Genomic DNA, 13,096 nt, shown 5'->3' on the forward strand with positions numbered 1-13,096 from the left:
CGGAGGGCATTGTTGGAGCTCTCCCGATAGAAACTTTGCAAAGTTTCTATCGGGAAGCGACTGCCCGCAGACCGACCCATTTTTTGTAGTGGCCTTATGTGATGGAAAAAATGGGGCACGCCAAAAAAATTTATATGAGTCCGTAACATTTTGGATGTTTTGAAGTCTTATTGTATATAATTTTTCTTTTATGCTTAAAAAAGTTTTTTGTATTTCGCTTTTGTCTGTTGGAGTTTTGGGGTTTTCTCAGAAAAAATGGACGATTCAGGAATGTGTGGATTATGCGATCAAAAATAATCTGCAGGTTCAGGCACAAGCTTACAACAAAGATGTGCAGACAAAAAATCTGGAAATGGCTAAGAGAGAATATTTGCCTTCGGTTTCCGGCAGCATCTCTAACACGGCTAGTTTCGGAAACACGCAATTTGTGAATACCAGTGTCCGAAATGATAACTTCAGCAATAGCGCTAATGTAGGATCCAATATTTTGGTGTACAATAACGGCAGATTGGAAAAAACAGTTCGTAAAACCGGTTTTGATGTAGATGCAAGTCTTCAGGACATCGAAACAATTAAAAATAATATTGCACTTCAAATTGCACAGCAGTACCTTTCTGTAATGCTGAACAGAGAAATCAAAAAAATCTCTGAAAGCGCAATGGAAAACGCACAAAGATTATATGATCGTGCGAAAATAACAACAGATGTTGGAACGACTGCGCAAACTGTGCTGGCTGAAGCAACCGCATCACTTGCAAGAGAAAAGCAAAATGTAAAAACGGCACAAATCAATGTTGATAAAGCTTTGTTTGCAATGGCGCAGATTTTACAGCTTCAGGATTACAAAACCTTCGACGTTGTGGATATTCCTGTTCCGGAAGAATTGACGCCTCAAACAGAATCCGTTGACGAAGTTCTAAATATTGCATACGGTTCGCAACCCGTCATCAAAGCGGCAGAAATCCGAATCAAAGCTGCGGAAGCTCAAACGGAAGTGGTAAGAACCAACTTTTGGCCGACGATAACTGCAAACGCCGGAATTGGAACTTTCTACAACAATCGTTTGAATACAAATAATGTGGGCAGTACTGGTTTTTACATTGCTGAACCTAATTTTACCAACCAATACAAAGATAATTTTGGACAGCAAATTGGCCTATCAGCAAATATTCCGATTTTCAATAAGGGAATCACAAGACTGCAGGTTGAGCAGACTAAAATCAATGAACTGGTTGCGAAAAACAATCTGGAACAGCAGAAATTCCAGTTGAAGCAGGATATTCAGCAGGCTCAGTTCAATGCTGATTCCAATTATGAAATTTACATTTCCGCGATGGAAGCCGAGAGAAGCACAAAACTGGCACTTGATTTTGCTACAAAAAGTTATGATGCCGGACGCTCAACCATTTATGATGTAACGATTGCGAGAAATAATTACGCGAATGCGCAAGGTTCTGTAGCTCAGGCAAAATACAACTATCTGTTCAGCATCAAAGTTCTTGATTTCTATGCAGGCCGTGGCATTTCGCTTTAAAATTTGAAGATTTTTTTTTATCTTTGAGAGATGCAGACCTTCGGAAAAGATTTACTCAGAGATATAAAAAGTGCGGAATTATTGGGCGAGAATGCTCATAAAATTTATTCCCCGCCATATCGTCCTGTTTACAGTTACGAAGATATTCTGACAAGAAATCCAAAGTTCGCGGCCGTCAATATTTTACTTTATCTCAAAAATAACGAGTGGCATTTCCCGTTGATCGTACGCTCTCAAAATGAACGTGACCGACACAGCGGACAGATCTCTCTGCCTGGAGGCAAAAATGAAAAAGAAGATTTGGATTTTGCACATACAGCTAAACGTGAAACATCTGAAGAATTGGGAATTGATGAACATTACGTGAGAATCATCCGAGAAATGTCGCCAATTTACATTCCGCCGAGTAATTTTTATGTTCACTCTTTTGTTTCTTACACCAAAAAAAATCCGGAATTTTTCCTTCAAGAAAGTGAAGCGGTAGAATTGATAGAATTTCCGATTTCATCTTTATTAAGTCTTCCCGACCAGCCAAAAAATATGGTTTTACCATCTACCAACGGCGCGGAAGTTCCCGTCATCGATTTTAATGGCTACATCATCTGGGGCGCTACCTCTATGATACTCAGCGAATTCAGTAACTTATTAAAAAATGTTTAGTTTTGCAGAGATTCCTACAGCTTAGGAACGGAAATTGGTTATCAATTTCAACACACAACATTGATTTTTAGTCTCAAAACTAATTAAACGTAAATGGCAAAAAAAAATATTTTTACCGATTCTTTTGGAAATATTTATATTCTGAAAAGAGTGATCATCTTTATTTTGGGCGTTGTTTCTTACAGAAGATTCAATGGCTTCAACAAATTGAAGATCACGGGAACAGAAAATCTTTCCGATCTGCCAGACAGCAATGTACTTTTCGTTTCCAACCATCAAACTTACTTTGCTGATGTCGCTGCGATGTATCACGCGTTTTGTGCGGTAAATAATGGCTATCATAATACGATAAAAAATCCGGTTTATCTTCTCAATCCAAAAGTCGATTTCTATTATGTTGCTGCAGAGGAAACGATGAACAAAGGAATTCTCGCAAGAATTTTCAAAATCGCCGGAGCAATTACAGTGAAAAGAACTTGGCGTGCCGAAGGTAAAAATGTCAATAGAATGGTCGACCTTTCTGAAATCGAAAATATAATGAAAGCCCTCGACAACGGCTGGGTCATCACCTTTCCTCAAGGCACGACTTCCGCTTTTGCACAAGGAAGAAAAGGAACGGCAAAACTCATCAAAAACCAAAGACCAACCGTTATTCCAATCAAAATCAACGGTTTCAGAAGAGCATTTGATAAGAAAGGTCTGAAAATAAAAGTGACAGGCGTGAAACCGACGATGGAGTTCAAACCGGTTTTAGATATTGACTACGACAACGAATCGGCGACGGAAATCCTGGACAAAATAATGCACGCCATCGAGCAAACTCCAGAACACAACATTCTCCACGACTACGACACCAAACTGAAAGAAACTAAAACGCAAGAATAAAAAACGGCTACTGAAAAAAGTAGCCGTTTTTGTTTTTATAACGTTTTGATTAAAGTCTAAATTCTAACATCTAAACTCTAACTTCTATTTTTAAGCTTCAATACTTGGAACCTGCACATTCTCGTTCGCATCTTTTTCATAATCAATGCCGTCCACTTCGAAACCGAAAAGGTTGAAGAATTCTTTTCTGTAACCAGCGATATCACTGATTTCAGAAAGGTTTTCTGTGGTGATTTCTTTCCATAGTTTATCAACTTCCGCCTGCACATCGTCCGCCATTTCCAAATCGTCGATTCTGATTCTACCAGCTTCATCCAAAGGAACTTCCCCATTCTCCGTGTATAATCTATCAGCAAAAAGTCTTTGAATCTGCTCGATAGTTCCTTCGTGCGTTCCTTTCGCCTTCATCACTTTGTAAAGTAGAGAAATATACAATGGAACTACAGGAATCGCAGAACTGGACTGAGTTACCAAAGCTTTGTTTACAGAAACATAAGATTTTCCGTTAAGGTCTTTCAATAAATCATTTAAAACAGTCACAGTCGCTTCAAGGTCATTTTTCGCTTGTCCGATGGTTCCGTTTCTGTAGATTGGGAAAGTCAGTTCCGGGCCGATGTAAGAATAGGCAACCGTCTGAACACCGGCAGCTAAAACGCCAGCCTCTTTCAAATCTTCCATCCAGAATTTCCAGTCTTCGCCACCCATTACGGCAACAGTGTTTGGAATATCTTCTTCGTTTTCAACCGGAGCAATCGTCACATCAGAAACTACGCCTGTGTGGAAATCCACCGTTTTGTTGGTGTAAGAATTCCCGATTGGTTTAAGAACAGATGAATGTGCAACGCCCGTTTTTGGATGCGTTCTTCTCGGAGAAGCCAAACTGTAAACCACCAAGTCGACCTGACCAAGGTCTTTTTTGATTAATTCAATCGTTTGTTTTTTGATGTCGTCTGAGAATGCATCACCGTTGATACTTTTCGCGTAAAGTCCGGCTTCGTGCGCTTCTTTTTCGAAAGCGGCAGAATTGTACCAGCCAGCAGTTCCCATTTTACCTTCAGAAGCTGGCTTCTCGAAGAAAACACCAACTGTTGCCGCGTCGGAACCGAAAGCCGCTGTGATTCTGGAAGAAAGTCCGAAACCTGTAGAAGCACCGATTACCAAAACTTTTTTTGGCCCGTTTTTGATAGCGCCTTTGGACTTTACATATTCTATTTGATTTTTTACGCTTTGAAGTGCTCCATCTGGATGCGCCGTCAAGCAAATAAATCCTCTTGTTCTTGGTTGAATAATCATTGTTGAAATTATTTTTAGCATTGCAAATTAAAGAAATTTGAGCAAATAATGAGGAATTTTTGTTTAAAAAGAACTTATTAAATTTTAATTTGATTAGCATTAATGAGACTTTACGAATATGTGAATCTTTATTTTATGCAATCGATTGCACAGGTTGTTATTTTTTTTAATTTTACCAGCAAGCAGTTGCTCTTTATTATTGTGGGTAGCACTTCGACTCCGCTCAGTGTGACAATTCGAAAACCAATTATTTTATTTATACTTTGTCAGTCTGAGCGGAGTCGAAGACTTTAATCTAAAATAAAATTGAAACAACGAATCTAACGCAACCCGACTTGAATGGAGCTCATTTTTTGTGGCGGGAAAAGCGAAGGCAAAAATAGCGGGAATGGAAGGCGGAAAAGTTGCCCAAATTATAATTAATGAACTGACTTAACTAAAACATTTATAATCAATCAAAAGAACTCATATCAATAAACAATGAAAAAACTATTAATAGGTCTTGCGTTTTCTGTTGCAACGCTCATTTCTGCTCAGAAAAATGACATTCAATATTACATCGACAAAGCGCCATTCAAATTTGGAGCAATGGTTTTGCCGACGATTCCTGAAAAGGATTACAACTTCAAGGATTTTGGAGGTGTTGCCGATGGAAAAACCTTGAACACCAAAGCTTTCGAAAAAGCAATCACGACAATCTCGGCAAACGGTGGCGGAAGATTGATTGTGCCAGCTGGAACTTGGTTGACGGGGCCAATCGAGCTGAAAAGTAAAATCGATTTCCACGTGGAGGAAGGCGCAATCGTGCAGTTCAGCAATGATATCAAGCAATTTCCGATGAGAGAAACTTCGTCTGGGAAATTTGAAGTGACGGCTCCAATTTGGGGAAATAATCTGAAAGACGTTTCCTTCACAGGAAAAGGAATTTTCGACGGTGCTGGAGAAGCCTGGAGACCTGTGAAGAAATTCAAAACGACGGATGCACAATGGAAAGAATTGCTGGCGAAAAAAGGAAGCACGCTGAGCGACGATGGGAAAATCTGGTGGCCAAGCGAGTCGGCAAAAAATGGCGAACAATTGGCAAAAGTGATTGCGAAAACGCCCAATGCGACGATTGATATGTACCAGCAGTTGCACCATTTCTTGAGACCGATGATGTTCACGCTTTCCAAAGTGACGAATCTTTTGATTGATGGCCCAACGTTTCGAAACTCACCGAAATTTGTCATCAATCCAAAACAAATTACAAACCTTGTCATCAGAAACACAACCGTTTACAATCCGAAATGGGCTCAAAATGGTGACGGAATCGACATCAGTGCTTCGAAAAATGTGATTATCTATAACACAAAAGTGAACGCCGGCGACGACGGAATCTGTATGAAATCCAGTGGGACGCCGAAAAACGGTGAAGCGAATCTGCAAAACGTCATCATCGCAGAATGTACTGTTGGTGAGGGTCACGGCGGTTTTGTCATCGGAAGTAATACGGATGGCGGAATGAAAAATATTTTTGTTTCCAATTGTACTTTTGACGGAACGGACATCGGAATCCGTGTGAAAAGCAACTCCGGAAGAGGTGGCGATGTGAGCCAGATTTTCATTGATAATATCGAGATGAAAAACATTGTGAAATCCGCCATTTTCTTTGATACTTTCTATGCGGATGCGCCAGTTGGAAGCACGAAAGAAAGTGAAGAGGCGCAACATTCTGGAGACAAAGTGCCTTATTTCCACGATTTTTATGTGAGTAATATTAACTGTTCATCAGCGGAAACGGCTTTCAGTTTCAGTGGACTTCCTGAGAAACTGATTGAGAATCTTTATTTTAAAAATGTGAATATCACGAGTAAAAAAGGAATCGTTGGGAAAAATGCCAACAATATCGTTTTTGAAAATGTGAAAATCAATAATACTACAGATTATAAAATCGATAGTAATCTGAAGAAAGCAATTGTTGTGAAATAATTTTTTACAATTATTAAAGGTGTTATTTTCAAAACCCTTTCGGATTGAAGCTGAAAGGGTTTTTTCTTTTTTATTAATAGCGTCGGGCTTCAGCCCGATGTCACTTTGAAAAAATAATTCAAGGCTTTAGCCAAAATTTATTACAAGTTTTGGCTAAAGCCTTTTTTATATTCCAATCTTTAAAATGGGCTGAAGCCCATTCCTATTGATGAAATTTTTATTTCAAACCGATTGAAAAATCTTCGTTCATTAGTAAAACGCCTTCTTCCTGACCTTGTGTGAAACCTTTCAGTTTTGAAGTTTTGTTTTTTAGAATCAAATCCTGAAGTTGCTTTTCTGACAGTTTTTTTCCTAATATTTCAAATGAGACTTTGAAACCACAAGCTTTGAAATCCGAACAGCCAATGGCGGTTTTTCCTTTCATCAAATTGTTGGCTTTGCACTTTGGACATTGGATTTCTGTCCAGATGATTTCGGTTTTTACTCTCGGCACTTTTTCTTTTGGTGGTGCAGGTTTCTCTTCCTCAAAATTGATGACTTTTCCTTTTGAACTGATGACTTTTCGGGTCAGTTCTGTTACCATTTCTATCAATTCGTCTTTGAATTGGTTGGCTTCGTACTCGCCTTTTTCGATTCTACGAAGTTTCGATTCCCATTCTCCCGTGAGTTCGGGACTCTTGAGAACTTCATCCTCAATGGTGTCAATCAATTCGATGCCGATTGAGGTTGCAAAAATATTTTTCTTTTTGCGCTCGATGTATTTTCTTCGGAACAAAGTTTCGATGATGTTGGCTCGGGTTGATGGTCTTCCGATGCCGTTATTTTTCAGCATTTCGCGGAGTTCCTCATCTTCCACCTGTTTTCCGGCGGTTTCCATTGCTCTCAGCAAAGTTGCTTCTGTGTAAGGTTTTGGTGGCGAAGTTTTTCCTTGATGAATCAATGGTGCGTGGTCGCCCTTTTCGCCGGCTACGAATTCCGGAATCGTTTGTTCCTCGTCTTTATCTTTTTCGTCCTTTTCTTCTTTTTTATCTTTGGCATAAACCGCTCGCCAGCCTGGTTCCAGGATTTGTTTTCCGGAAGCTTTGAACGGAATTGTTCCAACCTGACCTTCAACCAAAGTATTTGAAATCTTACATTCGGGGTAGAAAACAGCGATGAATCGTTTGGCGACGAGGTCATAAATTAATTTCTCTTCACGACTCAAGTTTGACGAAGGCGGAATTTCTGTCGGAATGATGGCGTGGTGGTCCGTCACTTTCGTATCATCGAAAACGGCTTTTGTTTTCGGGATTGGTTGTGAAAGTAAAGGAGAAATCAAGTCTGAATAAATTGTCATACTTCTCAGAATTCCACCGATTTTTGGATAGAGATTTTCGGATAAGTAAGTCGTATCAACTCTTGGGTAGGTCGTATGTTTTTTCTCGTAAAGACTTTGAATATAATTAAGCGTATGTTCTGCCGAGAAACCAAATTTCTTATTCGCTTCCACTTGAAGTCCCGTCAAATCAAATAATCTTGGATTCTTCTCTTTTCCTTCCTTAATTTCAAAAGAGACAATTTCGAATTGATTTTTCTTGAGATATTCTAAGCCTTTTTCAGCTTTTTCTAAGGTTTTTAATCGGTCGATTGAAGCGCTGAAAAGGACATCACGGTATTTGGTTTTCAGTTCCCAATATTCCTCCTGAGAAAATGCATCAATTTCTTTCTGACGCTGAACCAGCATTGCCAAAGTCGGCGTTTGAACGCGCCCTATTGACAAAACCGCTTTGTTTCCTCCAAATTTTTTTGTGAATAATCTCGTCGCATTGATTCCGAGAAGCCAATCGCCGATTGCTCTTGCATTTCCAGCCTGATAAAGATTTTTGTAATCTTCCGCAGGTTTCAAATTTTCAAAACCTTCTTTGATGGAATCTTCCGTCAAGGATGAAATCCACAAACGTTTCATTGGTTTGTCGCATTTGGCCTTTTGCAAAACCCAGCGCTGAATGAGTTCTCCTTCCTGCCCGGCATCACCACAATTGATGACCTCATCACATTCCTCCACCAATTTTGTGATTGTGTTGAACTGTTTCTCAACGCCATTGTTATCAATCAGCTTGATTCCGAATTGTTTGGGAATGATGGGCAAGAAAATCAAATCCCAGGATTTGAAATGTGGTGCATAATCTTGCGGTTCTTTCAGCGTGCAAAGATGTCCGAAAGTCCAGGTGACGCAATAGCCGTTTCCTTCCATATAACCGCTTTTGGGATTGTTGGCTCCCAAAACTTTGGCAATATCACGGGCAACGCTGGGTTTTTCGGCTATACAAAGTTTCATCTGACTTGGCTTGAAATAAGGCTTGCAAAAATGCGATTTTTAAATTGAAAAAACGAGGGATTTTGAACACAAAGTTCACAAAGATTTTTTTTAAATTATTGAAAATATTTTAGGTTCACGAAGGCACTTCGCTTATAAGTGATTGAATTTTTGGGATTGTTTTTTTAAACGCAAAGTGCGTGAAGATTTTTTTTAAAATTATTGAGGATATTTTAAGATTCGCAAAGACACTTCGCTCATCAAAGATTTTATTGTTCTCGCAGATGAAGCTGATTTTGCTGATTTGAATTGAAAGAGAAAAGTTCGATTGAAAGACAAATCTTCAACTTTGCGAAGCGCGCCCCGACTTGAGTGGAAATCCTTTTTTGCTCTGACTTCGGTTGTAATTAGAGGGAAATCTTCTGCAAAAAAGATTGGGAACCCTTCGACAGGCTCAGGATAAACTCCAGGCGGATAAAGGCGCCCAAATCTAAAACAGTATTTCGGCACTATCTAAATATTTATTATTCAAATGAAAAAATCCCTCCGAAGTGTGAGCCATCAGAGGGATTCGAGAAAATAATATAATGAATGTTTTGAATTTGGTTTGAAAGTTTTCGAGTTCGCTCAGACTGACGTCGTTTATGTTACAACTGTTTTTCTTAATTTTAAAATCCGGATTCGAAAACTTTCAAAAGTTCGGTTTGTTGGATGACTTCGTTTTTGCTATTGATTAGATTGTAATTAGCTTGTAGCCAGTTGTTTCGGACAACGAAAAAGGTATATGCGTCCATCAATCCTTCTTTGTATTTCTCTTCGGATTTTTGGAAAGAGAGCTTTTGGTTTTCGAAATTGGCTTGGAGTAACGTGTATTTTTCTTCGGAATTTTGGAATTGTGCTTTGATGGAATTGATGGTTTGCGTGAGATTATTAATCACAATTTCTTTGTCATAATTGGAATTGATGACGTTCAGTTTCGCAATCTCGACGTTGTTTTTCACTTGTAATTTGTTGAAAATCGGGATATTGAGTCCGAAACCTAATTGCTGATTTTTGTTCCTTTTGAATTGTTCCGAAAATTCATCCGCCGATTCCCCCAAAGTTTTGCTGTAGAAACTCGACCAAATGTAAGAGCCGTTGAACGTCGGCAAATAGGCGGATTTGGCGATGGCAATGTTTTTTTGATTGGCTTTGATTTCGGTCAAAACGGTTTGATAAGCCGGATTTTTTTCGAGGAGATTTTTTACGAAGTCGGCGTCGTTGAAATTAGAATGCGCCAATGCGTCGTCTTCCATTTTAAAATCCAGAGAATCGGTAGTAATCGCCAGAGCATTCAACAAATTAATCTTGGACAAATCTCTTGAATTCTTTGCGGAAACCAATTGTTCCTGCAAAGTTCCGAGATTGGCCTTAATGTCGTAGACATCGCTTTTTGGTCGGTTTCCGATTTCCACTTCTTTCTCGGTGCGCTTGATTTGGTCTTCGATTCCGGAGATTTGGGTTTCCAGAACATCCAGCCAACTTTTATTGTTTTGGTAATTGAAGAACATTTTGATGACATTCAGTTTCACCTCATTTTGCGCTTGTTTCATTCGGAAAGTTGATGTTTCGCGATTGATTTTGGATAATGAAATATTGAGGTAATTTCGCCAGTTCATCAGTTCCCAATTGGCTTGTGCGTAGAAATTGTCGTTTTGTGTATTGATGCTTTCACGCTGATTATTCTGCGGATTGATGCCGTTTCCGAAGTTGTAATTGTGATTGATTCCGGCATCTGCAGACGGCAACAATATTCCTTTGGACGCGGAAACCAATCGGTCATTTTTTTGGATATTGATGCTGGATTGTTTTACTAACGGATGATTGGTCGATGCGTAATCCAAGCATTGTTTCAAAGTCCAGGTTTGTGCTGGGAAAAGGTTGATGAGGAATATGAAGAATAGTTTTTTCATAATTGGTTGATGGTTGTCAGTTGATAGCAAATGGTTTCCATCAACTATCAACATATTAATTTTACTCGTATTTAAGGTATTTGACAAGGTTAATTTTTGTGGCTTGGTAAGCTTTGAAACTCACGACCACGAAGGTTAAAATCAATAATGAAATCATACTCAGAACATAAGGCCAAACGGGCATATCGATTCTGTAGGCAAAATCTTTCAGCCATTCGTTCATCGCATAATATCCGAACGGAATACTGATTGCCACGGCAATTACACAAATCAGTAAAAATCTTTTGGTCAAATCCCAGACAATCGTTCTTTCATCTGCGCCCAAGGTTTTTTTGATGGCGACGTCTTTTAGCTTTTGTTCTATTAATAATGATGATAAGGCGAATAATCCTAATAATGCGACCACCAAAACCACGATATTCAAAGTTGTGAAAAGCGTCTGCTGTTTTTGGAATTTCTCAAAGGTTTTTGCGAATTGCTTGTCTATGAATTGATAATCAAATGGATAACCAGGCTCAGCTTTTGTAAGCCAAAATTCTTTGATACGTTCAATAGTTCCGTTGATGTCGTTTCCGTTCAGCCTGATTTGGAGATTGGTCATACTGTTTTTCGCCCAATTTCTATCGTAATTATAAAAAGCGGCAGCATCAATGGGCTTATCTACTCCACCGAAATAGAAATCTTTCACCACGCCTAGAATCTTGTATTTCTTCTTGTCTTCCCAACCAGGCAGGATTTCTTTCCCGATGGCCTGCTGATTGTTCCAGCCCATATTTCTAACAAATGTCTCATTCACAACAGTTCCGCTGATGGTGTCCGACGTTTTTTTCCAATTGAGGTCATTACCTGCGACCATCTTCATATCATAGAATCGGAAGTAATTTTCTTCGATGCCGCCGACTGCTACATTGTTGACAATTTTTGTAGTGTCGGTTGCGGATTTTGCAATAGATGCATTCCGAAGCCCCATTCCCAAAGATTGTACAGAACCTGTGGTTTCCACAACACCAGCGATTTTTTTGACTTCATTTTTCAGCAATTCATACTTTTTGACATCATAATCTTTCTCATTATAATTGGTCTTTTTGAAATCAATTTGAATGACCTGATTCCCTTTGAAACCCAAATCTTTCTTCATCATAAAATCAACTTGAGAATGGATTATCAACGAACAAATGATGAAAAATGAAGAGATTATCAATTGCAAGGTCAGGATTGAATTTCGTAACCAAACACCGTGTTTGCTTCGGGAAAAATTACCTTTTAATGTATTGATAGGTTTGAAATTTGATAAATAAGTCGCCGGTAAAATCCCTGCAAACAATGCAAATAGAATCAATAAAACTGCTGAACCGACGAAAATATCCGGGTCGCTCAGTTTAATTTCCTTGTCCAAGTATTTGTTGTACGATGGTAAAAGCAATTCGACCAAAGCAAAAGCGATAAAGTAAGCAACCAGACAAATAATGAAAGTTTCTATCAGAAACTGAATCACCAAACTGCCCTTGGAGCTTCCCATTGTTTTGCGAACACCAACTTCCTTCGCACGCTGAGCAGATTGTGCGGTTTTTAGATTAATCAAATTGATTCCTGACAAAATCAAAATAAGAATGGATAATCCTAATAATATCTTCAAAGATTTCTTATCACCTTTTGAGATTCCATCGCCTTTTGCGTCTAATTTCATTTTGGTAATTGGCGTCAAAAATACTTTGGTGGGATTTTTTTTATCCACCTCTGCTCCCCATTTTTTAGAAAGAATCTCTTCGTGGTATTGCTGTTGTTTGGATAACTTCTCTTCCAGCTTTTGAATGTCCGTGCCCGCTTTTACTTTAAAAAGACCTAAGAAACTATAGCTCATCCACTGCGTATCATCTTTTGGTTGATTTTCCAAGGTTAGATAATCTGCTTTAAAAACTGAATTCTCATCAGGAAATCTATATATGAAAGAAACTGTGTAAAGATTACCATTTTGGTCTTTCTTGACTGTTTTTCCAATACTATTTTTGTAATCGTCGCCAAATAATTGCCTCGCTGTGTTTTCCGATAATGCGATTTGTGACTTATCTGTTAATGCATTATTGATATTGCCTGCAACTGTCTCGAATGGGAAAAATTTGAAAAACTGACTGGAAACTTGTCCTGTTGTGGAATAGCTGGAATTTTCGCCCGCAACCAATCTCGTTTTATACCAACCCCAAATATTAGCAATCGTGTAATCCTCAATCTCTGGAAATTTCTCTTTTGAAACATACAATTCCGGATAGCTTGATTGCGACATATTTCCAAAACTGGAAATATGATTCTCGACTAAATAAATATTTTCATTGTTGGGAACCCATTGTTCGTAAGATTTCTCGTCCTGCCAATGAATAAATATCAACAGGAAAACACACAAGCCAACACTCAACCCCAAAATATTGATAATCGTGGAAAGCCAGTTTTTTCTGTAATTGATGAATGCTATTTTGAGCCAGTTCTTAATCATAGTTGATGGTTTTTAGTTGA

General features: G+C 38.7%; 8 protein-coding genes. 4 read left to right on the forward strand and 4 right to left on the reverse strand.

The window, feature by feature from the left end:
• Positions 1-190 precede the first annotated feature (190 nt).
• From LUD75_RS03045 to LUD75_RS03055, 3 genes are all read left to right on the forward strand, one after another.
• The gene (locus LUD75_RS03045) at positions 191-1,534 is read left to right on the forward strand and encodes a TolC family protein (RefSeq protein WP_232704227.1); all 1,344 of its coding nucleotides are present in this window, start codon (positions 191-193) and stop codon (positions 1,532-1,534) included.
• 30 nt (positions 1,535-1,564) lie between these two features.
• The gene (locus LUD75_RS03050) at positions 1,565-2,194 is read left to right on the forward strand and encodes a CoA pyrophosphatase (protein ID WP_232704228.1); all 630 of its coding nucleotides are present in this window, start codon (positions 1,565-1,567) and stop codon (positions 2,192-2,194) included.
• Positions 2,195-2,287: 93 nt separating this feature from the next.
• A complete protein-coding gene (locus LUD75_RS03055; protein WP_063971009.1) occupies positions 2,288-3,079 on the forward strand; it encodes a lysophospholipid acyltransferase family protein in 792 nt (263 codons plus the stop codon).
• 90 nt (positions 3,080-3,169) lie between these two features.
• Here the strand turns inward: LUD75_RS03055 and fabV are convergent, their stop codons facing one another.
• Positions 3,170-4,372, reverse strand: coding sequence for an enoyl-ACP reductase FabV (gene fabV / locus LUD75_RS03060; RefSeq protein WP_232704229.1), 1,203 nt, complete (start codon positions 4,370-4,372; stop codon positions 3,170-3,172).
• A gap of 480 nt (positions 4,373-4,852) precedes the next feature.
• Between fabV and LUD75_RS03065 the strand changes: the two genes are divergently transcribed.
• A complete protein-coding gene (locus LUD75_RS03065; protein ID WP_232704230.1) occupies positions 4,853-6,340 on the forward strand; it encodes a glycoside hydrolase family 28 protein in 1,488 nt (495 codons plus the stop codon).
• A 217-nt stretch (positions 6,341-6,557) separates the two neighbouring features.
• Here the strand turns inward: LUD75_RS03065 and LUD75_RS03070 are convergent, their stop codons facing one another.
• The 3 genes from LUD75_RS03070 to LUD75_RS03080 all read right to left on the reverse strand — a co-directional run bounded on the left by LUD75_RS03070 (position 6,558) and on the right by LUD75_RS03080 (position 13,076).
• Positions 6,558-8,657, reverse strand: coding sequence for a type IA DNA topoisomerase (locus tag LUD75_RS03070; RefSeq protein WP_232704231.1), 2,100 nt, complete (start codon positions 8,655-8,657; stop codon positions 6,558-6,560).
• A gap of 647 nt (positions 8,658-9,304) precedes the next feature.
• Positions 9,305-10,588: a TolC family protein gene (locus tag LUD75_RS03075; RefSeq protein ID WP_232704232.1), complete on the reverse strand. Its 1,284-nt coding sequence runs from the start codon at positions 10,586-10,588 to the stop codon at positions 9,305-9,307.
• A gap of 61 nt (positions 10,589-10,649) precedes the next feature.
• Positions 10,650-13,076: an FtsX-like permease family protein gene (locus LUD75_RS03080; RefSeq protein ID WP_232704233.1), complete on the reverse strand. Its 2,427-nt coding sequence runs from the start codon at positions 13,074-13,076 to the stop codon at positions 10,650-10,652.
• Between the last annotated feature and the right edge of the window lie 20 nt (positions 13,077-13,096).

Source organism: Epilithonimonas sp. JDS (assembly GCF_021261315.1).
Lineage (GTDB): Bacteria > Bacteroidota > Bacteroidia > Flavobacteriales > Weeksellaceae > Epilithonimonas.